The organism is Microcoleus sp. N3A4 (genome assembly GCF_036701805.1).
GTDB lineage: Bacteria > Cyanobacteriota > Cyanobacteriia > Cyanobacteriales > Microcoleaceae > Microcoleus.
Window position 1 is genome coordinate 70,544 of the sequence record NZ_JAUBRJ010000001.1, and the last position, 22,351, is coordinate 92,894.

The following is a 22,351-nucleotide window of genomic DNA, read 5'->3' on the forward strand; positions in this document are numbered from 1 at the left end:
AAAAGTTCGATCGCTAAAACATGAGACCTTGGCAATATTGGTTGGACACTTTGATTCTGTCTACTCAGCACAATCCGCCTCGCTTTGTTGAGTTGGTGATGTTGACTTTGGCGATGATTTTGCTCGGGCTGTGGAGTGTAACACGGCAGTGGCAGTATTTAGCACTGTCTTTGAGTTATATAATTGGTTCGTCTTTTTCAATTTTGGTGCGGGAATCCATCGGCCCGCGGCCTCAATTTCAACTAACTCATCTGACAGCATTGTTGTTATTAATTATCAGTTTTTATAGTTTTGCTGAACTGATGAGATAGTTAAGGCTGTTTTGAGTTGTAGAGGCGGGTTTTAGAATGTCATTGCGAAGGTCGTGAAGCAATTGCATAACTTATATAGAGCAGTAGGTTGGGTTGAACGCAGTGAACCCTGCGCTTCGCTCCGCCCAACATCCATATGTGTTGGGTTTTCACTTCGTTCAACCCAACCTACGTATATTATAGTAATCGACCGGACATGATATGAACTAGATGTTTTTTTGAACGAACCGCGAAGACGCGAAGGAAGAGAAGAGAAGATCGAGAGTTCACAAATCATTAGCCATCATCCTACATTCTCATGGGATTGATGTAAAATTATGCGGTTGCCGGCGGGATCGAAGGCATAGATTTCTAGACCGTGAGCAGCTTTGATGATTTCTCCGGCGGGCGGATATCCTAAAGCCCAAATTCTGGCGATCGCAGTTTCGATATCGCTAACTTCCAAACACAAACTCATGCCTGTTTTGGCTCGATTTGCAAATTCCGATTTGTGGGAATCTTTGGGTTTGAATATGCCGAGTCTTAAGCCTGGGAGTTGAAATTCAGCATAAGTATTGGGAATGTAGGGGTTTGGTTCTAGGTCGAGAAATTTTGTGTAAAATTTAACGAGAACTTCTCGATCGAGGTCTGCTAAAGTCACTAGGGCAGCGCGGTATTGGAAACTCATATAAATTGGTAATGGCAAATTAGTAATATTATACAACATTCACTGCGATATCAAAACTTCGGAACTCAAAGGGGAGTGACTGTGCAAGTCTTGGTATAATCAATTGCTTCCCTGCAATCCCTTTACTCTTCAAAGTGAGATGAATCCAAAAGGAAATCAAGAGAAAAAGAATCTTAGAACACTCAGAGTTACTGCAACAACCCCAGATTCTAGGTTGATTGAGAATCCAGCATCTAGCTTTCCGCGTGCAGTTGCTACGGCGATAGATGATGCTCAAGAGGTTATGAACGATCTCTATCGAGCAGAGGCAGAGTACGGAGATGGAAGTTGTGCTTTTATGGTGATGAAGGAACAATTTGAAGCTGGAGTAGAAAAAAAGTCAAAGCCCCTAAAAAAAGACACTTTACACGATACAAAGTGCCGTCAATATATTTCATATTTTAAAAAAAGATTGCTAGATTTGCCCTCTGAGCCTAATGAGCCTAAAGAAAAGATTACTGGAGAAATTGAAAAAATGGAAGAGGCGCTACAATGGGCTAAAGACTACCGCAACGGAAACGATCCGGTGATTCCTCGATGGGCAAACTCTTGGAAAGATCAGTTAGGAAAATAATCAATGGATATTATTAAGCGAGAGAGCACTTACAAAACACAGTATCAGGGCAGGAACTGGCGGGATACAAAGCATGAGCTTCCTATCAAGCCAAAGGACACTCTGAGTTTCTGTGACTTAAGAAATTGCAGTCTAGAAGGACTCGACTTATCAATGGTAGAGTTCTTTGGTTGCCGTCTGAATGGTACCTTATTTAAAGGTGCAAAGTTGGATAAAGCGGGATTTATTGGCTGTTTTTCTTCCGATGATTGTCCGCCAACGGATTTTAGTCGTGTTAGTGGCCATGCGTCTGTAGTACATTCTCACCTTCACTACAAAGGCGAATTTATGGGAGATTCTGTTTATATGGACGATAATTTTTGGATGGGAGACAGTCTAGAGTCCAAGTGGCCTGATGTTGTGGCTGCTGCTGCTACCAAAACACTTTCCGATCGCAATGATGTCAGATATAATGCTGCGGCCAAATTAGGAGATTTAGATAATCCTGTTGTTGCTCCCATACTGGCTTGTCTCCTCGCTGACGATGAGTGGGATGTGCGATCGATTGCCCTCGAAACATTAGGAAATCTACGGCATCAGGAATTCCCGCAGGGTGACAATATTTTATTGCAGTGGATGTTCTTACGTCTCGGAGATCGACATTCGATTGTACGGCAGACAGCGAGAAACCTGGTTGAGATTCTATCACCACCAAACGATGTATTGCTTGCTTCTATTAACCGGATGATGTCGTCGGAGTCTGAGGAAAGAATTTCGGGCGTACTTGCTGCTATTGAGTTGTGCAGGCTAGACGAACAATATTCGAGTTTACTGGAGCCCCAAATTATTGAGAGTCTCTTGTTGGATGAAGCACCTGATGTTCGGCAAGAATCTTCCTATCTTCGAGAAATTTTAGACGATTGTTAGAAACTTTAACCGCAATCTGCTGTAAATTTATACCTCCTTAAAATCCTCCAATTCGTCCGACAATTTGGATTTTACCTTGTGGAGATCCTTTGAGAATCACAGCTTCGCCGCTTTGCGGTACAATATCAGCGATCGCGGTAATATTTACTTGATGAGTTACCAGAACAATCGCGCCTTTCGTGTTTCGATTGTCAACAATTAATTTGCGGAGTGTGGCTGTTTGTCTGGCTTCTTTGCTGCTGTCCCTAAAGAACGAGTTCAGTGCTGGGAAAGGTTCGACTTTGCCTAAATTTATCAGTTTTGCTGTTTCCAAACACCTACACCACTGACTCGATAAAATTCTGGAAACTTTGATGTTGCGGCTGCGAAATTCGGCTCCAATTTGCTTGGCTTGAGTTCTTCCTTGTGCTGATAAATTGCGCTGGGTGGAACAGTCACCCAACTTAAAGTTAGCAGGATCTCCCGTACCTGGGGCGATCGCGTGTCGCATTGCTACCACCAACCCCGTCTCGCCCCGCTGCAACAATTGCCACCCCGCTTGAGTTTGCGCGTTGGTTGCTGCGTCAGAAGTTGCAGTTGCAGTAATTAAGCCGATCGACAATACTAAAGCTAGCAACCCGAAAAAGCTTTTCCAGTTGAGGTAAATCCGCTCAGCCATGTTCCAGAAGTTAGAAATTAACTTATCATATTCTAATACAACAAATATTGCTCTATGGAACTCACCAATTTTATTGCTCTGTCTGTCATTGTTGCTCTCGTGCTGGGGATTGGGTTTGGAACAATGACTTGGGCTTACTTCGGCAAGGGCAGCATTTCTGTACTCTTTAAAGAACCAATTTTAACTTACCCAGAATTTCCAGATACCGACAGCGGCAGTAAAGCTTCCGTTTATTTTCAACAAGGAATTGAGGCTTATCAGTCGGGAAATTACCGCAAAGCCAAAGATAAATTTACCAGCGCTTTAGAACTGGTTTCAACCTTGGCAGAAGCGTACCACAATCGCGGCTTGGCTTTTGCGAATTTGCGATCGGATGACGAAGCTGTTGCAGATTTAATCCGTGCCAGCGAATTATACCAACAGCAGGAGGCTGGATTTGCGATCGACACGATTAAACAAAATCTTGCCGCCTTGAAGCAGCGCAAATTAGAACGAGAAAAACAAAAAGCAGTAGCGACATAAATTATTAGCTTGGGCCCGTGGAACTCAACCCAACCCTAGAATTTTGGTTTGAAAAACCCGGTTTCTTTAAGGGTTGGGAGAAACCGGGTTTGTTTGCAAAATTTTTATTAAAGTTGAAAATCTAGATTTAACATTCTCCCGATCGACTAAATTTTTCTAGCAGCTTCTATTTGGTCGATTTGAGAAATCATCATTTCTCGGCTAGATGCCACAACTCGATAATTAGTAATGGGATCGTAAGCTTCCCACTCTTGAGTCACTTCGCTGTCTTGCCACAAAAACCATTCCCGGTAAATTTCGCCGTCATCAATATCGCCGCACAATGGCAGCCAATCATCTCCTCCCAAGCTATCAAAATCTCCTCCTACTAAATCAATCCAAGCTGCAACAATACAAGATTCAATAGCATTATTGTTAACAGAAACGGTGTTAGATTCAATAGAAGTTTCGGGAAAACAAAGTGTGGATTTCATAAGCTGTACCTGAATGTTATGTTATTAATTTATAAAAATTTACTCAACGGCAGTGAAAGCAGAATGCCGCTATCTCAACCTCCACAGTTCCCACCTGGAAACACCTTGACAACCAAAGCGCTCAAATGCTTCTGCTGTATGACTTGATAGCGCTTTGACTCAAGTCGCGACAGAGGCTGAATTGAGCCAATTTGCCAAGTGGCATAAGAGAAAGCCCGATCGACCAAATGTTGCTAGCGAAGGATCTCGCGCATTAAGGAGCAAAGACAGCGCGACTGCCAATTGTATACTGGGTAAGTTGGCGAGTTTCAGTACAGTTTTTGTGGTAAAATTAGCAGCAACCGGACTTTCGTACCGACAGCGCGGTTTTGTCAAAAGCTTTCCAACGAGCTTTCCAACAGTGGTGCGATCGCCTGTTTGGATTTATTGTTAATTTTGCGAAATGCCGATCGACTGTTAAGGGAAAAAATTTATGCAAGCAACCAACCAAGAAAGAATTATCAATCTGACAATCCACTATACCAACGGCAAACAGCAACACTTCGAGTTCATTGCGCCAGAGGGAACAGTAGGAGAGCAAGCAACTTTAGGCACTCGCCTGCACAAAATGTTGACGGCAGACCCGATAATTCTCGAATTGGCAGATAAACTGGTAGTTATCCCAGTTCACAACATACAAAGTATTGAAATATCGCCGATTCCTTCCAAATTGCCAGAGGGTGTCCTTCACCCAATGCGAGAAATCAACAAATAGCTAAGCTGTTCTGCATCCAAATTCAACTGAAAAGGCGGGCTGAATACCCATGTCATGCCGAGTTTGAATAAACATAAATGTACCAATTAAAAACGCAACAAGTTATTACAAATAACGATAAAAATAAAAAAAATGTTGCGGGCAGTGAAACCTGTTACGAAAAAAAATGCAACAGTATACAAACTCCCAACCCTTATATCATCACTAATTCCCAATCTAAAATCTAAAATCTAAAATCTAAAATCGCATGACGATATATCTCACATGAGTGAGGGGAATAATTGCAGGTTTTACAGACTTAAACTTACCGAAAAAAATGCTAGAACTCCACTGCCACACAACTTATTCCGACGGCACTCTCACCCCTGCCGAACTCGTAGCCGCCGCCGCGTCTTCGGGGGTTCGCGCTTTGGCCGTCACCGATCACGATACGATGTCGGGTTGGGATGAAGCCTTCGCCGCGGCGGCTTTGTACGGTATAGAAATAGTCCCAGGACTCGAACTCAGTACCGTTCACAACGGCCGTTCGCTGCACATTTTAGGTTTTTATCCCGATGCAAATAAGTTGCGAGTTCCTTTGAACGATCGCCTGGAAGGAAGGTTTCGCCGATCGCAGGAAATGGTCGAAAAATTAGCAGCAATGGGATACGCGATCGAACTGCCAAAAACATCCCCAGGAATGGCACCGGGACGGCCTCACATTGCCTCTGCGCTGGTAAAAGCCGGTCACGCCAAATCATCGCGGGAAGCATTCGATCGCTGGCTGGGAGATGACGGCCCGGCTTACGTTCATTACGAGAAATTCTCGATCGCCGAAGGCATTGATTTACTGAAGAGTTGCGGCGCAGTACCAGTGTGGGCTCACCCTTATTTATTTCGCGGGGGCGCTGTGGAGGAAGTTTTAAAAGAATTAGTAGATGCGGGTTTAATGGGAGTTGAAATATACCATCCCAGCCACAGTTCCAGCCAAATCCAAAAGTTGAAAGATTTGTGCCTTCACTACGGTTTGCTGGCAACTGGTGGCAGCGATTATCACGGCCCAGATCCTGAAAGGAAAGCAGCAGATAGCACTCAATTGAATATGCTGCATTTGCCGTTAGAATTACTGGAACCGATTAAAGTTGCTGCGGCGAGTTTGAAATAGTTGTTTATGACGCATTTTGCACTATTCTCAAGAACGGGCAAGATGCCCGTTCCACAAAAGATAAATTTTTTTGTGGAACAGGAATCTTGCCTGTTCATAAAAGCCGTTCCACAAAAGATAAATTTTCTTCTTGTGGAACAGGCATCTTGCCTGTTGATAAAATCCTAATTGAGAATGGTGCAATATCTAAGTTATGACGAATTTTGCCGATTTTGCCGATGTATACAGTTGTCAAAAAAAAATCCTTGGCTTTTTGAGTGACGAGTTTGCTGGAAGTAAATCATCAGCAGAAGACCGAGGTCAAGCAGAATATAAATTAATATGAAGTTAAAGGCAATTGCAGGCGAGTTGATTTTACAATTTTAGTATAGCAACTTGCCAAACGGAGCTTATCATGAGTACAGAAGACAGAGCGAAGGCGATCGGCAAAAATTTAGAAGGCAAAGCTCAGGAAATTTTCGGCAACATCACGGGCAACAAAAAAGACCAGGTTGAAGGCCAAGCCAAACAAGCGGAAGCTGCTGCCCGCCACGCAGCAGAAGATGCTAAAGATGCTGTGAAAAATCTGACAGATAAAGCCAAAAGGTCGATCGACAAATTGTAGAAACCGCGCTATACCAAATCCCGGCTAATAGTATTCGATTCATATCAAACCCTGTGTCATCAATTGGGTTTGATATGATTTATTTTTGGAATGTGCATAAAATTGGGTGACTCCTGCGATATCCCTTCAAAAGCGCAGTGGAGAAGTCCCTATGATGATTAATTTTACAACAGAAACGGAGAAAGTTTGGTACAAGTCTCCTGCGATTGTAGCTGCTGTGGGTGTCAGCTCGATCGCCCTTGCAATGTTCGTTTACCCAGAATTCGCCGCTCAACCGATCGTACACTACCGCGCTGACGATAATTCGCTTTCAGCCGATCGCTACACCTTGCAGCGACAAACGCACTGTCAACTCAGCAGCCAACATTATAAACCGGGAGATACCGCTGTTAGCATTCCGTTTGCCGATCGGGCCGTCGTCACCAAAACCATCTCAATTGCCAACAGTTTAACCCTAATGGGGGAATGTCAACACAACGGGCGATCGATTACCAACAAACAACCGGGAACTTCTCTTGTTGCCTTATTGGAACGGAGTCAAAGTGCCATTCAACAACAGCATCAAACCAACAAAAATCCCGGCATACTAACCATTGTAGCCAATGACTTTGAGCCGCGTCAAGGGGAGCGGGCGATCGATTTTAGTCGAGTCAAAACCTTAGTTGACGATATCGAAAAACAGGGAGTACTCATCTCTTTTATCGTGCCTAAAGGTCAATTATACGAAAACTTGAGTAACGAGTTGAGCGGCAAAGAGAGCATTTGTGTTTTAGACGAAGGCAAAGATGAAGATGCAGTTAGGCGATCGATGACACCTTGCATTGATGCAGCCTTTACCAAAGCGCGAAAAATGACGGCTAAATCAAATTAATTCGGTTCAGAGTATAGCTTAAATATCCCCTGTCTTAGTCCGCGAAGGCGGACTTTGTGTGTGTAGACGCGGTTTCAACCGCCGAGTCATAGAAGGGATAGCCAAACAATTTATCAAAATTCTGCCTAAATCTTCAACCTCTAGCGACACTATCTTATCAAGCAAAAAAATAGAGGTAAAACCAATGAATTCCACCAATCACAACCACAATTCTGCCGCCAGCATCGTAGCATGGCAATACCTGCACCAAGAATTGACCGCCCTACTCCCCAAACAAATCAAATCCCAAATGAGTCAGCGGGAAAAACGATATGCAGAAGGAGAAAAAGCGAAAACTCGCATTAACGATTTAACTCCTTTAGCGAAACGCACCCCCAACCCTCAAACCAAGAAAATAGTGAATATTGTGGTAGGGGTAATGAGTGCGTTTACTTTCAGTGCGGGAGCGCAAATACTGACTTCTCGCTTGGGAAGTATGAGCATTCCAGCGAGTTTGTTAATCGGGGGCGCGGCGGGGGTAGTGGCGGATAAAAAAGTGATGAAAGTCATGGAGCATTCTCGCAAGAAAAACGGCACTCAGCAAGTATTGAAGGATATAGTAAAACAAAAACAAGCTCATCCCGCCAAAAATGAATTTGGCGAACTATTTTACGAAGCTCAAACTGCATTAGTTCTGAAAGTGGAAGGCCAATTTTTGGATAAACTACCCCTTACCGATGTAGGTTTAGCCATTGGATTGAGCGGCACGGAGTATGCGATGTCTCTGGGGATTGTCATCGGGTTGGGATTGCCGGGAGGAATTGTCTTAAATGCGATCGCCGCCAGCCTGCCCGTGGTAATGTTATGGGGAGCAGCCTCCCTGCAAAATGATGCCTTTGAAATGCCGGGGCACGCCCGCTCATTAATTGGGCAATACGAAGATAGTCTCCCTAAAGAAATCACCCAATTGGAAGCAAATCAGATTGCCGAAATAGACGAAGAAGTTGCTATGAAACAGCGAGAACTCGCCTATGAGCAAGTCTTAAACCTGCGTCGCGAAAAATTTGTCAGCGAAGGCGATACCAGCGGGCGATTGAAGAATTGGAACATGGTAGAAGCCGACTTTCAAATCGGGTGGTATGAGACCGAAAATCATCAAATTGAAAAAGAACAGGACGAGAAACGGGAACAGCGGTATTTTAAGTTTAAAGCTGATATTGCTCAAATTGCCGAACAGTATAAACCGCCCGCTGGTACTTATTCGCCGGAACAAGTGGCTCAGTTAAAAATTGAATGGATGGAAGTCCAAGAACAAAAATTGAAGGAAAGTTTCGCCCATGACATTCAGTGGTTGAATCACAAATACAGTAACAAAATCAAGCATTACGAGGAGGAAATCGCCGCCGCAGAACGACGGTATGCGGAAGCTGAATCTCGGTGGCGGGAAGAACGGCATTCTAATGCAATGAAGGATACTGTTTAAGACTGAAACCCTCTGTATCTCTCGTTTGTATCGCAGTCTAGATCCCCCTAAATCCCCCTTAAGAAGGGGGACTTTGAATGCTCTTTTCCTCCCCTTAAACAGACTTTGAAAGCTCTTGTCCCCCCCTTTTTAAGGGGGGCTAGGGGGGATCTGGCCTTAATCGTCAAACAGTTGTCTGTAAATGGGTTTAACGTTAAGTTGACACGAAGAAGAGCGCGGTGCGATGTCCTTCCATCGGGGACACCACTAAAAAAATTCCCCTCAATCTGCATAAACCCCCCGACACCTGCGACATCAATATATCAACCCCAAAAAATTCCACTATGACGAGACATGATACCCCCGTCGAACCTTTACCAGGCTTAGTTCCTGTAGCCGCAAGTTTCAACTTGTGGCTGGATTGGGAACTCAAGCCGATTTCCTTGACTTTGTTACTGCTGGCACGTTACAGCACTATTTTCTCTGGGATAATCGAATTACCCCGATGCTATCCGAACGTGCCTGTGAACACCGAACTCGATTCAAAGGTCAAAAGCCTGATATTACAAGCTCTTGCTGAGTCTGAATACTCCCAGCGACTCAAAACGATTCAATCTCTACTCGATTTAATTGACTACTTGCCAAAAAGCAAGACTAAAGAGCGCATCGATATGGGTTTACAAACCTATTACGATGAGGCACTCCAAATGACTGTCAAATACATCACAGAAAATTTGGAAAATTTTTCAGAAAGGTACGATATTGATGTTGACAATGCCACTCCTTCTGATGTGTGTCAGTGTTTTGTTCGGTGGTATAACCTCAATATAAAAGGTGATTGCATAGATGTGCGACGCAAACACAAAAAAATCAGATTTGTCAATTTAGACGAACCTACAAGCGAAGAAAATGCCACAACAAAAGAAGATATTATACCCGATCCGCGACCAAAACCGCCCATCGATTATGTAGAACAACAAGAGCGTTTTCTGCAACTAAAAGCTTATTTAGAGCAAGACCCGGAACAAAGATTGCGTAACTGCTGTAGTCGGAAATACCCGATTTGCAACTGTTGGGAACTGATTAAGCGAAGGATTTTAACATCTCCGCCCCAGACCTTTAAACAAATCAAAAAAGACCTGAATATTCCTCCTGACAATGTTACCAGACTTTGGTACAATAACTGTGTCCCTCTATTGGCCGAGATAGCTCAAAAGATTGGGTACGAAATTGATGCCAAAAGATTACAACAAATAGAGGAGGAATAGTCATGACTAATGCTACTGAATATTGCATCACAATTCGTTTCAAGGAACAAGACTGCGAGTTAGCTCGAAAATTCGCAGATTCTCAACCCAATGCTGAGAAAAATCAACAAGTTTATCGCAATACTCTTGCTGTTCTAGCAGTTAATACTTTTGTGCAAGAACTTCGCTATGAAACTGACTTGGATGCTGGGGAAAGTTGGCATCCGGTGCTCAGAATGTTTCACAATGTCGCCGATTTGGTTTTGCCGGGAATTGGCAAGATAGAATGCTGTCCGGTTCAGCTTGGAGAAACCGCGATTTCTCTGCCGGAAGTGCGGGAAAATCGCATTGCTTATGTCGCAGTTGGGTTTGCCGAACCTTTCGATAAAGTCAAACTTTTGGGGTTTATTCCGGCTGTGGAAATTCTGGATGAAACTGAAGAAATTTCTCTAACTAATCTCAAACCTGTTGAGGAATTGTTGGATTATTTGGATCGGATTGAGTTGGCAATTCCGCTGTTGCAAGGTGAAATTGAAGAGTTGCTATCGGATTTGGCAGCAGATGACCCCGTACAAGCACGAGTTCGGGAGAAGTTGCAACACAAATCTATTGCTGAAATGGCTGCAATTTTAAATGGCGTTTTTCACAGTAGCGAGAAATCTGACTGGGGATATGAAGGGGGGAAGGCTTTAGCAGGAAGTAGTTCTAGTCGTGGCGGTTTGGGAAATCGAGATTCATATTTTTCAAGTCATAAATCTTCACCTGGTGAGAAGGTTTCGGATATTGAGGAGGAGGTGAAAGCGGAACTGAATCTGATTGCTGAAGAGTTGTTGGAGAAGTTAGCTGAGATTTGGGGAGATGGTGATGATTTGTAGGGATTTCACCGACTAAAGAAACCGGGTTTTTGGCCACATCTGCGGGTGGAAACGAAATATTGTCGTAAAAACCCGGTTTCTGGGTTCCCACAAATCAACCCTAAAATTCATTACAATGAATCAATGGAAAATATCTCATTGAACAGATATGACTCAAAATAATTTACTGTCTCGCATCTCAATCGACTCGAATATCTGCTTTGGCAAACCTTGTATTCGCGGCCATCGCATTTGGGTTTCTCTGATTCTTGACTTTCTCGCTAGCGGCATGACTGTGGAAGAATTGCTTGAGGAATATCCGGGAATTGAACGAGAAGATATTTTGGCTTGTATTGCTTATGCGGCTGAGTTGGCAAGAGATTGTTATGTCGAAATTCCTGTTGGTGAAACAAAGGTAGTTGCAGGGTGAAGTTAAAACTTGATGAAAATTTGGGCAGCATTCGCGTTGTTTCGCTGTTACGTTTAGCTGGCCACGATGTGGCGACTGTACGGGAACAAAATTTGACTTCAACGGCGGATGGATTGTTGATTGATATCTGTCGGAGAGAAGGTAGATGTTTGGTGACTTTGGATAGGGGGTTTGGCAATCGCCTCCGCTACAATCCTTCTGATTATTCTGGGATTGTGTTACTGCGTCTGCCTTCTCAAGCGAAACCGCAAGATTTGCAAGCGGCAGTAGAAATATTAATTCGCGGATTGGATGCGGCAGAAGTTGCGGGTAAATTGTGGATTATCCGAGGGGAACAGCTTTTGGAATATCAAGCAATATCGGAAGATGAATCTGATTAAGAAATTACTAGAGATAGTGTAGGGTGCATCGCTACTGACAATCTCCGAAACTGAATCGAAAATCTCTACCCTACAAAACAAAGAAACCGGGTTTTTGGCCGCATTTGCTCGCTCTAACGAAGTCTTTTTGTCAAAAACCCGGTTTCTGAGCCCGCCGAAAAATTTTTTCTGGAATTTTGCGTAAATTTTCCCCAAACTGGCGATATATATACATACACCATTAAAGGTAAATTCCTATGAGTCTCTTGGATTTGTGGTTAAAACTTTATCGAAAAGTACACAAAATAGGTAATGAAATCACTGAAATTCTTACGCCAAAACACATAAGCTATATCAATCACCGGATAGCCAGGAGAGCCATTCCTATAGACGAACAACGCTTGAACGCCTATCTCCAACTGATTCAAGCCCTGCTGGCGTGCGATAACGGTGAAGAAAATGATATCCTTAACGCCAATCGAGAGTTAGTTGATGCAGATTTTGTGCGAATCATAGAAGCGGTTGCGGAGCAGATGGCGGCAGAGGGTAACTCGAATGCAGCTTGGTTGCAAAATCTGGCGGCACAATTGGCAAATTATGTCGGCTATACAGTAACTCTTGAAGAGTATTTATCTTTTTTGGCGGAGGTGTTGCAAACAAGGTCAGATAGTGACCTAAATCCTCAACTTGTCTATCCTATTTTACAACAAAACTTCGATAAATTGGATTTGAAATTTGCTAAATTTTTACAAGCTTGGGCAACATCCAGATTCACAGAAATTACCTTAGAAGAAGCTACATTTAGTGCAGCAGTTATTGTCAATTTTGGTAATTTAATTAATCAGTTTACCCTGGGAACGCGATCGTGGAATTTAGAAATAGGCATTGCTTGTTATACTGCTGCATTAGAAGTCTACAAGCGCGAGAATTATCCCGAAGAATGGGCAATGATTCAGAAGAATTTGGCGATTGCCTATAGTGACAGAATAGAAGGAGTCAGGGCGGCGAATATAGAACGGGAGATCGAGTGTTATACTGCTGCCTTAGAAGTCTACAAGCGCGAGAATTATCCTGAACAATGGGCAGAGACTAAAAACAATTTGGCGATTGCCTATAGTGACAGAATAGAAGGAGTCAGGGCGGCGAATATAGAAGGGGCGATCGAGTGTTATACTGCTGCATTAGAAGTCTACAAGCGCGAGAATTATCCCGAACAATGGGCAGATACTCAAAATAATTTGGCGATTGCCTATATTTACAGAATAGAAGAAGTCAGAGCAGAAAATATAGAATGGGGGATCGCCTGTTTTACTGCTGCATTAGAAGTCTACAAGCGCGAGAATTATCCCAAAGAGTGGGCAATGATTCAAAACCATTTTGGGTACGCCTATATTTACAGAATTTCAGGAGTCAGGGCCGAGAATAGAGAACAGGCGATCGACTGCTTTACTACTGCATTAGAAGTCTGTACCCGCGAGAATTATCCCGAACAATGGGCAGATACTCAAAACAATTTGGCGATTGCCTATATTTACAGAATAGAAGGAGTCATAACAGAAAATAGAGAACGGGCGATCGCCTGTTTGACTGCTACATTAGAAGTCCGTACCCGCAAGGATTATCCCGAAAAGTGGGCAGCTACTCAAAACAATTTGGGGGAAGCCTATAGTTACAGAATAGAAGGAGTCAGAGCCGAGAATATAGAACGGGCGATCGCCTGTTACCGCTTAGCCTTAGAAATTTATACTCCTACTGCTTTCCCTTTAAACTGCTTGGAATCGGGTAGAGGCCTCGGCAATACCGCTTTCACTGCTGGTTTCTGGGATATCGCCCTAGAAGGATTCGAGAAAGCAATTCAAGCAGTGGAAACCAGCAGAAGTTGGGCAACTTCCGACGATATCCGCCAACAGATTTTAGCAGAATCCATTGGCGTTTACGAAAAGGCAATTCAAGCTGCCGTCAACAACAACCAACTGGAAAAAGCGATCGAATATTGCGACAGAACCCGTGCTCAGCGGTTAGTCGATTTGATGCACAGCAATGACTTGTATGCTAGCGGCGAAATCCCGCCGGAAGTGCAAAAATATTTGCAGGAATTTGAAGCGAAGCAGCGGGAAATTGACGCAGAAGTCGAACAACTCCGCAATCCATCTGAGGGGAATAAGGGATTAGCTGGTGTGGGGAGTCAGTCGCGGAATCGGGCGCATACTGAGGCTTACAGTGACAAGATTCAAGAATTGGAAGCCCAGAAACAGCGAATCTGGGAAAACATCCGCAGTTTAGATCCGGTTTTAGCGGGACAAGTTCAAGTAGATCCGATGCAGTTTGCGGCGATGCAGCAGTTGATTGATAATTCCCAGACGGCGATTCTCTGTTTTTACACGACGGATGATGACACTCATGTTTTTGTGATTTACAAGGATAAAGCGCCGCAGATTCACACTTGTCATGGAGAGGGTTGGGGGAATTTTCAGCAGTGGATTCGCGAGAGTTGGCTGTCGCCTTATTTGGGGGATCGGAAAGCTTGGAAACAGGGGATGGGTGAGTTTTTGTCTCAGTTGTCGCAGCGGTTGAAGGTTGATGAGTTGATTGGTAATTGTTTGGAGGGGATTGAGGAATTGATTGTGATTCCGCATTTGTTTTTGCATCAGATTCCGCTGGCGGCTTTGCCGGTAGAACCCCCCCAACCCCCCCTTAGTAAGGGGGGGCTTAAGAATCAAGATTCTGCCCTTGGTGTTGAGGAAGAACCCGCTCTTTCTCCCCCCCTTAGCAAGGGGGGGCCGGGGGGGGTTCTTAGCGATTATTTCCTAATTCGTTATGTTCCGAGTTGCCGAATCTTGGAGTATTGCCGTCAACGTCCAGCCATCGAATCGCCGAAATACGGGATTGTAGAAAATGCAACTGATGACTTGTATTTCACTCCTTTCGAGTGCGAACAAATTGCCAATATCGTGCCAGTAACCCAGCGCTTACAAGGCAGTCAACAAGCAACAGTCGCCGCCTATCGAAAGCTAGCCCAAAATGTGAATGTCATCCACTCCAGCCACCACGCTGTCTCGCGTTTGGACAATTCTTTGGAATCGCGGTTGTGTTTAGGTGGTGATACCAGTATCACGTTAGGAGAGTTAATGACTCCCGGTTGGCGGTTGCCGGAATTATTAGAGGTGTTTCTGGCCTTCTGTGAAGCTCATTTAGGTTCCACGGAAATCACCGACAATCTGCTCAGTTTGGGAACGGGATTTTTGTGTGCGGGGGCGCGGAGTGTGGTCAGCACTTTGTGGGCGGTGGATGATTTTGCTACGGCTTTGTTTGCGATTTTTTACTATGAGTATCGCGGGCAAGGTTTGAGTCGTCCAGAGGCTTTGCGGCGGGGACAGGTGCGGTTGCGGACAATTTCAGGGGCGGAGTTGCAGCAGCTTTATCAGCCGCAAATCGATCCGTTGCTTCAGACAATTATTGGGGATTTAGAGGGGGAATTGGCTGCGGTTCAACAGGAAAGGAAGGAGTTAAGATTGCGGCAGAAATCCTACAATAAGGGGACGGATGAGTTTAAGGAGTTGGATAAGAAGTTGAAGGAAATAGCGAAGCAGGAAAATCAGATTCAGGAACGGAAGAAAGGATATGAAAGTTTGGCAAAAAATCTTTATAATATGTCAAATCCTTTTGATGATTTGATTTATTGGTCGGGGTTTATTTGTCAGGGTTTGCATTGATTTCTGGTGTTTGATTGTTTCAACAAACACGTTATATCATGTCCGGTGATATCGGAATTAATATAACCCACAGTCAGGACACGGCAGTGCCGTGTCCCTACAATTGATCGGGCGATGGTTACATAAAAAGCGAGGAAGATTGATTGTTTTGGGGTAGGGAAACGGCATTGCCGTGTCCTCCATTCCTCAATGAGTCGATCGCACAAATTATCCAATAACAAATCAACATATTTCATCCGCCCTAATTCCCGTTCACCTGCGCTTAAAAATCGGGTTCCGCGGCCAAAAGCTCGATCGACAAATCCATCTGTTCCTTCCCCCGCGCCAAAAAGCTTTCGCACTCCTGCAAACACTCCACAGCCACCGCAAACTGCTCGAAAACCTCCTCTAGAGGCAATTCTCCCGATTCCACCCGATCGATAATCGCTTCAATGCGATCGACCGTTTCCTCATAATTCCAGTCAGACTGGCGCAACTGCGAATCAATCATAACTTTTCTTCTGCATCTAATACTTCTACAATCTTAACTTTCAGCACGCCCCGACTCAACCTCACAGTCAATTCCTCTCCCAATTCCAAACCGTCGGTTGTGCGGACGATCGTACCGTCACTTTGGATTACCGCCGCATAACCCCTTTGCAATACCGCAGCCGGATTTAATGCGGATAATTTTTCTTGCAATACTTCCAGTTTACCAGTTGCTTGCCGCAAAGTTCGGGATGTCGCAGGCAAACCTTTTAATCGGTTTTGTAACAGTTGCAAATGCTCTTGTTCTGTCTGAAATCTTGCCCGCACAGCGTTTGCTAAATTGACCATTCGCTGCTTGTGTTCAAAGTAAATATCTGCTAAAATTGGTACAGCTTGAGCCGCCGCGGCAGTGGGAGTGTGGGCTCGTTTATCTGCTACTAAATCGGCGAGAGATTCGTCTCTTTCGTGTCCGATGCCTGTAATAATTGGAATCGCACAATTCGCGATCGCCCTGACAACTCTCTCATCATTAAAACAAGCCAAATCTTCCGCAGAACCGCCGCCCCGCCCTAAAATTATGACATCGGCCCTACCGTCCAATTCTACACGGGCGATCGCCCTAGCAATGGCAGCAGCAGCCAATTCTCCCTGCACTCCTGTCGGCGACAGCAACACCCGCAAACCGGGATATCTTTGGGCTAGAGTCCGCTGAATGTCTCCCCAAGCAGCGCCAGTATCGGATGTCACCACGGCAACAATTTGCGGGTGTGCGGGAATCGGGCGCTTTCTGGCGGGATCGAAGAAACCCTCAGCATCCAAGCGCGATCGCAATTGCTGCAACCGCAAAGCCTGCAACCCTTCCCCAGCCGGCAGCGATTGCACAACAGTCAACTGGTACTCGCCGCGATTTTTGTAAACCCGGATGCTTCCCAAAACCAGCAACTGTTCCCCTTTTGCGGGCAACTTCAATAATTTTTGCCGCTGAGAATTCCACACCACGCAGCGAATCGCAGCGCTTTTGTCGGTGTCGCACAGAGTGAAAAAGCAGCCGCTGGGGTGGTGCGAAACGTTCGACACCTCGCCTGTCAGCCAAACTGATTGCAGGTTGCGATCGCCCTCCAACAAGTCTTGCAGGTAAGATGTTAGTCCGGCAACAGATAAAGCTGTATCGGGAAAAATTGAAGTCATCCAATTTTAGATTTTAGATTTTAGATTTTAGATTTAGGCTACTATATCTAAAGTAATTTATTTGTAGGTCGATCTGGCGATCGTAAATTAACTGCAAACAAACTAATGATATCAGATACAATGACTTCGATGAATGTGCTGCGCCAAGAGGCGGCGGCGCTGGGCATTACTGAGGCCGAAGCTAGAAAATATGGCGACCTCCGGCATAAAAGAACTTGGTCTTTGGCGATCGAACATCACCTCTCAATGCAAGATTTTGCCGATCGAATAGAACCATCCTTCACAACTTCCGAACCCGATTCCTCCAGCGCACTCAACCAATCTCAGACTGCGGAGTCGAAAGACTATGGTATTCAGCTAACTGCGAACCTAGGCGAATCTAGAGTAACCAGGGAGAACCAAACAGCATCTCTTGCTTCGTTTCCACAACCAACAGAAGAAATCGGGCGATCGCACAACAAATCCATCCAGGGCATCAAGCAAGCTCGAAGTTTTGAACAAGTAGTTCAAAATCACATTAAAGCCTTAAAAACTGCATCTAATGCTCGCACAAATGAAGCACATTCATCGCTCGGCAATTGGGTTTGTCCTGAGTGCGGCCCGCAAGGTGAAATTAGCTGTCACCTGTGTGAAGGTACGGGCAATATCAGCGACATTGCAGCTATTGGTTGGACGCTAGCTTATATGGAAATGTTGGGCTGTTCTGCTCGCGAAATTGAACCGATCAGGAAATTTTCGCCTGCGTCCAACACTCTAGAATTGAATTTCAAAGTTTGTATTGCTATCAAACACAGTACCGAAGTTTTAGCCCGGACTGAAAAATGGGTAATAGGGAATCGGTAATTGGGAATTGGGCGGAGCGAAGCGGAGGGATGGGGCATTGATTATTAGTTGCGCTCCCCACAAATAACAAATAACAAATAACTAACCTAAAAATTACTCCAAATTAAGTATTGATTCTAGCTTTTTCAAAGCAACTTCTAAATCATCGTTGACAACCTGAAAATCAAATTCCCCCGCAGCTTCAATTTCCTCTTTAGCCCGCAGCAACCGACGGGCGATCGCACTTTCGGAATCTTGACCCCGACTCCGCAAGCGCCGTTCCAACTCATCCCAAGAAGGAGGTAAAATAAAAATTCGCAGCGCCTCTGGAAACTTATTCCTAATTTGCCTCGCCCCTTCCAGCTCAAGTTCCAGGATTACCGATTTTCCCTCACCGATTCCTTGTTTGAGACCCAAATAAGGAGTACCGTAAAAATTACCGGCAAACTCGGCCGATTCGGCAAATTCTCCAGCCTCAACCATTTGTTGAAAGCGGCTGCGGCTGACAAAATAGTAATGCTTTCCCTCAATTTCTCCCTCACGGGGCGATCGAGTTGTCACCGATACCGAAAGATACAATTCGGGATGGCGATTGAGGAGCGATCGTACTAGGGTGCCTTTCCCCACACCGCTAGGCCCCGTCAGAACAATTAATTTACCAGATTTCATTTTTAGAATAGAAACGTGTAACAATTTAAGTTTCCGCTTACTTTAGACTGTAAACGCTCAAATTGCAACTGACAAACCTCAATCATCCCGACCTTGACCGTCTTTGCCGATCGCAAAACGATTAGCAACCGTTTCCGGCTGAATCGCCGAGAGGATGACATGACTCGAATCTGTAATAATTACCGCTCTCGTGCGGCGGCCGTAAGTCGCGTCAACCAGTTGTCCCCGATCCCGCGCATCAGTAATAATCCGCTTAATTGGCGCTGACTCGGGACTGACAATCGCAATCACTCGATTAGCAGACACAATGTTACCAAAACCGATATTAATTAATTGAATATCCATGAAAATCTTAATCTATGGGTGAACGACTAACTATCAATCCTTACTTTTTATCATATATACAAAGATTTTTTCTGACAATCCTAAAATTAATCCCAACTAAGTTTTTTAGTTAATACTTGATTTTTTTTACATTTTGGACGCCGAGTCCCCCGCTCTTTATCAAAACTTTAAAAAACTACCGCTGTTGCCGCTCTATATTAAAGATTCGGTAAAAGCCTAGATTTTTCGTTGCCAATAAAAGCATTAGCTGTATCGATCAAACAGCCGATCAATGTTGAGAAATATAAAGCTAATTTCAGGGAGAGGGAAAGTTAAGTATAATCAGTGTTAAATGACAACAAATATTCGCAAATGCTGCTTTGATGAGCCTTCAACCTAAACTAAAAGCTGCTGGCGATCGCACTTTATGCCCGATTTTCCACAAAAATAGGACTAAGGCCAAGTGGCACAAAGGTATGTAGTTGCGCTTCAGCGCTCTTTCCTAAACTAAGAGCGCTGAAGCGCAACTACATACCTAAAATTTAATACCAATTTGTGACAGTTGGCCTTAGTCCTAAAAAAGATTGGGGATGATGTGCCAAACTACAGAGGTTTCTGGCATCATGTTCTACAATAAAATTGGTTTGTAGTGAGGAATGCAAGTCTTATTAATACCAATAAAAAAAGTGTCGATCCAATTATCAATTTTATACCAATAAAAGTTACGCAAAAAGTGATTTTACGCATGAATTATAGCGGATTCCAGGTTTATGAAGTGTAGGGACACGGCAGTGCCGTGTCCCTAGGGATATCGAACGATCTGGGGTGTAATTTATAAACCTGGAATTGGCTGTATAGCGGTAAGACTCCATGCACACCGCACCCTACGCATACAGGATATGCGTAAATCTTGTTCAACAAAAAACCGGGATTAATGCAGATAAATTCACCCAGATTAATCCCGAGTTATTCCACACTTAATTAAGCCGCAACTAAACCGCTGTGCCTCAACAAAGCTTTAGTGCTCGGTTCGCGTCCCCGGAAAGTTTTAAACACTTCCATCGGGTGCAAACTGCCGCCCAATCCTAACACTGTATCTCGGAAGCGCTTGCCTGTAGAGGCGATCGCACTTTCATCTTCCAAACCCGCTTCCTCAAACGCCGCAAAAGCATCAGCGCTGAGCACTTCCGCCCATTTGTAACTGTAATATCCCGCCGCGTAGCCGCCCGCAAAAATGTGTCCGAAAGCGCACAAAAATGCGTCTTCTTTTAGAGGAGACAAAACAGTCGTAGTTTTAGCGATGCGGTTGCGGACATCGGCCACAGTTTCGCTGCCGCCCGATCGGTAGCGGTGGTGCAATTCGATGTCAACGCTGCTAAAATGTACTTGCCTGAGCATGGCGGTGCCGCTCATGTAGTGGCGCGCTGCTAGCAGTTTTTGGTAGTAGTGTTCCGGCAAAGTTTCCCCAGTTTGGTAATGCTTTGCCATCCCGAACAAAGTAGCGCGATCGTAACACCAATTTTCCATAAATTGACTGGGCAATTCCACCGCATCCCACTCAACATTATTGATGCCCGAGGCCCCCGGATAGTCTACCGTTGTCAGCATATGCTGCAAACCGTGACCGAATTCGTGAAACAAAGTTTCTACTTCCAAAAAAGTCATTAAACTCGGTTTACCGTCAACAGGAGGACTTTGGTTGCACACCAAATAAGCCACCGGCAACCGCGTGGTTGTCTTGGACGCTTCCACAAATTTAGCGCGCACCACGCACTCATCCATCCAAGCACCGCCGCGCTTTTCCTCGGGGCGGCTGTAGGGGTCTAAATAGAAATTGGCGATCGTATTTCCTGCTTCATCATCTATTTGGAAATAGCGCACATCTTCGTGCCACACAGGAGTTTGACCGTCTGCCGCAGTTACTGTCACGCCGAACAGCCGATTTACTAATCGAAATAACCCCTCTAATACCTGCGGCAAAGCAAAGTAAGGGCGCAATTCTTCGGCACTAAAAGCAAATTTTTCTTCCCTGCGCCGTTCCGACCAAAAACCGATATCCCAGTGCTTCAAATCCCCAGCTTCCGGCGCGCCTTTTTCGGCAGCAAAAGCTTTCAATTCTTCTAAATCTTTGACAGCCGCACTGTAACTAGCTAAGCGCAATTCTTCTAACAAAGCTTCCACTGCTGCAACGTCGGGAGCCATTTTGCTCGCCAAGCTCAATTCGGCATAACTGCTAAACCCGAGCAAAGCAGCTTTTTCGTGGCGCAAAGCTAAAATGCGATCGGTCAACGGCCAGTTATTCAATTCTCCGCTACTGGCTCTGCCGATAAAAGCTTTGTACAACTTTTCGCGCAAGTCGCGGCGGGTGCTGTGCTGCATGAAAGGGCCGTAACTCGGAAAGTCTAAAGTGATCCGCCAAGGGCCGTTTTCGGCATCCGCATTTTCTTCGCCCGCGCTGCGAGCGGCTTGAGCTGCTAAACTCAACAAACTCGGCGGCAAACCGTCAATTTCGTCTTTGTTTGTGAGGGTGATGCTGAAAGCTTTGGTAGCGTCGAGGACGTGATTGGAAAATTGGGTAGTAATTTCGGCTAATTCTAATTGAATGGCATTAAAACGCTCTTTTTGCTCGCCTTCTAAACCGACGCCGGAGAGTTGGGCGTCTCGGAGAGCGGCTTCGACAATTCGCTTTTGAGCTGACTCTAAGCTGTCCCAATTTTCGCTTGCCCGCAGTGCTTTAAAAGCTTCATAAAGCGGTTTGCTTTGACTGAGCTTGCTCCAAAATTTTACTACTTCCGGCTGCACTGTTTCGTGAGCCGATCGCAGTTCCGGGCTATTTTTCACGCCCATCAAATGTCCGACAATGCTCCAGCTCCAATTTAAACGTTCTCCGAGCCGCTGCAACGGTTCTACTAAGCCGCTCCAAGTCGGCTCTACAGACGATTCTAAGGTAGCTAGCGAGGCTTCTAATTCGGTCAGCAGTTGGGTAACAGCGGGGATTACGTGCTCCGCTTCGATCGCGTCAAATGGAGGCAGTCCTTGACCGATTAGTAACGGGTTATCAGCAATAGTTACGGTTGCAGTCATTTAATTTTCTTGTAACAGGTTGAAGACAGGTGAACTAAGCAGATTAGCTTTTCATTTTGTAACACAATTGTCGAAAAATTTGGGTTCGATCGGGCGAGAGTCATTCGATTTTAGATTTGAGATTTGAGATTTTGGATTGACCCCACGGATAAATTCGGGGGCTTGAGGATTTTAGATTTGAGATGCTTTCGATTGACTCCACGGTTCGATCGCGTGGCGGGTACCACCT

At 44.9% G+C, this 22,351-nt stretch carries 25 protein-coding genes; 16 read left to right on the forward strand and 9 right to left on the reverse strand.

The genetic code is table 11. The features are described from left to right. Positions 1–20 precede the first annotated feature (20 nt). On the forward strand, positions 21–311 hold the full coding sequence (locus QUA56_RS00355) for a hypothetical protein (RefSeq protein WP_333351826.1): 291 nt from the start codon (positions 21–23) through the stop codon (positions 309–311). Positions 312–594: 283 nt separating this feature from the next. Here the strand turns inward: QUA56_RS00355 and QUA56_RS00360 are convergent, their stop codons facing one another. After that, positions 595–978: a VOC family protein gene (locus tag QUA56_RS00360; RefSeq protein ID WP_333351828.1), complete on the reverse strand. Its 384-nt coding sequence runs from the start codon at positions 976–978 to the stop codon at positions 595–597. A 139-nt stretch (positions 979–1,117) separates the two neighbouring features. Here QUA56_RS00360 and QUA56_RS00365 point away from each other — a divergent pair, with 139 nt between their 5' ends. Further along, a complete protein-coding gene (locus tag QUA56_RS00365) occupies positions 1,118–1,591 on the forward strand; it encodes a hypothetical protein (protein ID WP_333351830.1) in 474 nt (157 codons plus the stop codon). Between the two features lie 3 nt (positions 1,592–1,594). Next, positions 1,595–2,497, forward strand: coding sequence for a HEAT repeat domain-containing protein (locus tag QUA56_RS00370; RefSeq protein ID WP_333351832.1), 903 nt, complete (start codon positions 1,595–1,597; stop codon positions 2,495–2,497). A 37-nt stretch (positions 2,498–2,534) separates the two neighbouring features. On the opposite strand, the gene QUA56_RS00375 is transcribed toward QUA56_RS00370, so the two are convergent. Further along, positions 2,535–3,155: a histidine phosphatase family protein gene (locus tag QUA56_RS00375; RefSeq protein ID WP_333351834.1), complete on the reverse strand. Its 621-nt coding sequence runs from the start codon at positions 3,153–3,155 to the stop codon at positions 2,535–2,537. A gap of 54 nt (positions 3,156–3,209) precedes the next feature. Between QUA56_RS00375 and QUA56_RS00380 the strand changes: the two genes are divergently transcribed. Then, the gene (locus tag QUA56_RS00380) at positions 3,210–3,677 is read left to right on the forward strand and encodes a hypothetical protein (RefSeq protein WP_333351835.1); all 468 of its coding nucleotides are present in this window, start codon (positions 3,210–3,212) and stop codon (positions 3,675–3,677) included. A 146-nt stretch (positions 3,678–3,823) separates the two neighbouring features. On the opposite strand, the gene QUA56_RS00385 is transcribed toward QUA56_RS00380, so the two are convergent. Further along, positions 3,824–4,150 (reverse strand): hypothetical protein, encoded by a 327-nt coding sequence (locus QUA56_RS00385; protein ID WP_333351837.1) that lies wholly within the window; start codon positions 4,148–4,150, stop codon positions 3,824–3,826. Between the two features lie 154 nt (positions 4,151–4,304). Between QUA56_RS00385 and QUA56_RS00390 the strand changes: the two genes are divergently transcribed. The 3 genes from QUA56_RS00390 to QUA56_RS00400 all read left to right on the forward strand — a co-directional run bounded on the left by QUA56_RS00390 (position 4,305) and on the right by QUA56_RS00400 (position 6,048). Continuing rightward, a complete protein-coding gene (locus QUA56_RS00390) occupies positions 4,305–4,583 on the forward strand; it encodes a hypothetical protein (RefSeq protein WP_333351839.1) in 279 nt (92 codons plus the stop codon). Between the two features lie 39 nt (positions 4,584–4,622). Next, on the forward strand, positions 4,623–4,904 hold the full coding sequence (locus QUA56_RS00395) for a hypothetical protein (RefSeq protein WP_333351841.1): 282 nt from the start codon (positions 4,623–4,625) through the stop codon (positions 4,902–4,904). Positions 4,905–5,220: 316 nt separating this feature from the next. Continuing rightward, positions 5,221–6,048, forward strand: coding sequence for a PHP domain-containing protein (locus QUA56_RS00400; protein WP_333351843.1), 828 nt, complete (start codon positions 5,221–5,223; stop codon positions 6,046–6,048). A gap of 94 nt (positions 6,049–6,142) precedes the next feature. On the opposite strand, the gene QUA56_RS00405 is transcribed toward QUA56_RS00400, so the two are convergent. Beyond that, complete coding sequence (locus tag QUA56_RS00405) at positions 6,143–6,283, reverse strand: hypothetical protein (protein WP_333351845.1); 141 nt, start codon at positions 6,281–6,283, stop codon at positions 6,143–6,145. 159 nt (positions 6,284–6,442) lie between these two features. Between QUA56_RS00405 and QUA56_RS00410 the strand changes: the two genes are divergently transcribed. From QUA56_RS00410 to QUA56_RS00445, 8 genes are all read left to right on the forward strand, one after another. Then, positions 6,443–6,652 (forward strand): CsbD family protein, encoded by a 210-nt coding sequence (locus QUA56_RS00410; RefSeq protein WP_333024814.1) that lies wholly within the window; start codon positions 6,443–6,445, stop codon positions 6,650–6,652. A 151-nt stretch (positions 6,653–6,803) separates the two neighbouring features. Beyond that, positions 6,804–7,523: a hypothetical protein gene (locus QUA56_RS00415; RefSeq protein ID WP_333351847.1), complete on the forward strand. Its 720-nt coding sequence runs from the start codon at positions 6,804–6,806 to the stop codon at positions 7,521–7,523. 184 nt (positions 7,524–7,707) lie between these two features. Next, positions 7,708–8,985 (forward strand): hypothetical protein, encoded by a 1,278-nt coding sequence (locus tag QUA56_RS00420; protein ID WP_333351849.1) that lies wholly within the window; start codon positions 7,708–7,710, stop codon positions 8,983–8,985. A 323-nt stretch (positions 8,986–9,308) separates the two neighbouring features. After that, positions 9,309–10,232: a hypothetical protein gene (locus QUA56_RS00425; RefSeq protein WP_333351851.1), complete on the forward strand. Its 924-nt coding sequence runs from the start codon at positions 9,309–9,311 to the stop codon at positions 10,230–10,232. A 2-nt stretch (positions 10,233–10,234) separates the two neighbouring features. Then, a complete protein-coding gene (locus QUA56_RS00430; RefSeq protein ID WP_333351853.1) occupies positions 10,235–11,086 on the forward strand; it encodes a DUF1822 family protein in 852 nt (283 codons plus the stop codon). A gap of 148 nt (positions 11,087–11,234) precedes the next feature. Continuing rightward, complete coding sequence (locus tag QUA56_RS00435) at positions 11,235–11,495, forward strand: DUF433 domain-containing protein (protein ID WP_333280738.1); 261 nt, start codon at positions 11,235–11,237, stop codon at positions 11,493–11,495. After that, positions 11,492–11,875 (forward strand): DUF5615 family PIN-like protein, encoded by a 384-nt coding sequence (locus QUA56_RS00440; protein WP_333351855.1) that lies wholly within the window; start codon positions 11,492–11,494, stop codon positions 11,873–11,875. Before QUA56_RS00435 ends, QUA56_RS00440 begins: the two co-directional genes overlap by 4 nt. A 236-nt stretch (positions 11,876–12,111) precedes the next feature. Beyond that, complete coding sequence (locus QUA56_RS00445; protein WP_333351856.1) at positions 12,112–15,567, forward strand: CHAT domain-containing tetratricopeptide repeat protein; 3,456 nt, start codon at positions 12,112–12,114, stop codon at positions 15,565–15,567. 262 nt (positions 15,568–15,829) lie between these two features. On the opposite strand, the gene xseB is transcribed toward QUA56_RS00445, so the two are convergent. Next, entirely contained in the window at positions 15,830–16,057 is a 228-nt protein-coding gene (gene xseB / locus QUA56_RS00450) for an exodeoxyribonuclease VII small subunit (RefSeq protein ID WP_015176394.1), read from the reverse strand. Next, on the reverse strand, positions 16,054–17,223 hold the full coding sequence (xseA, locus tag QUA56_RS00455; RefSeq protein WP_333351858.1) for an exodeoxyribonuclease VII large subunit: 1,170 nt from the start codon (positions 17,221–17,223) through the stop codon (positions 16,054–16,056). Before xseA ends, xseB begins: the two co-directional genes overlap by 4 nt. A gap of 105 nt (positions 17,224–17,328) precedes the next feature. On the opposite strand from xseA, the gene QUA56_RS00460 reads away from it, so the two are divergent. Further along, positions 17,329–18,066, forward strand: a complete 738-nt coding sequence (locus QUA56_RS00460; RefSeq protein WP_333351859.1) for a hypothetical protein — start codon at positions 17,329–17,331, stop codon at positions 18,064–18,066. A 93-nt stretch (positions 18,067–18,159) separates the two neighbouring features. Here the strand turns inward: QUA56_RS00460 and gmk are convergent, their stop codons facing one another. The 3 genes from gmk to QUA56_RS00475 form a co-directional block, all read right to left on the reverse strand. Next, on the reverse strand, positions 18,160–18,714 hold the full coding sequence (gmk, locus tag QUA56_RS00465) for a guanylate kinase (protein ID WP_333351861.1): 555 nt from the start codon (positions 18,712–18,714) through the stop codon (positions 18,160–18,162). Positions 18,715–18,792: 78 nt separating this feature from the next. Further along, on the reverse strand, positions 18,793–19,059 hold the full coding sequence (gene remA, locus QUA56_RS00470) for an extracellular matrix/biofilm regulator RemA (RefSeq protein ID WP_333351863.1): 267 nt from the start codon (positions 19,057–19,059) through the stop codon (positions 18,793–18,795). Between the two features lie 960 nt (positions 19,060–20,019). Then, the gene (locus QUA56_RS00475) at positions 20,020–22,122 is read right to left on the reverse strand and encodes a M3 family metallopeptidase (RefSeq protein ID WP_333351864.1); all 2,103 of its coding nucleotides are present in this window, start codon (positions 22,120–22,122) and stop codon (positions 20,020–20,022) included. Positions 22,123–22,351 lie beyond the last annotated feature (229 nt).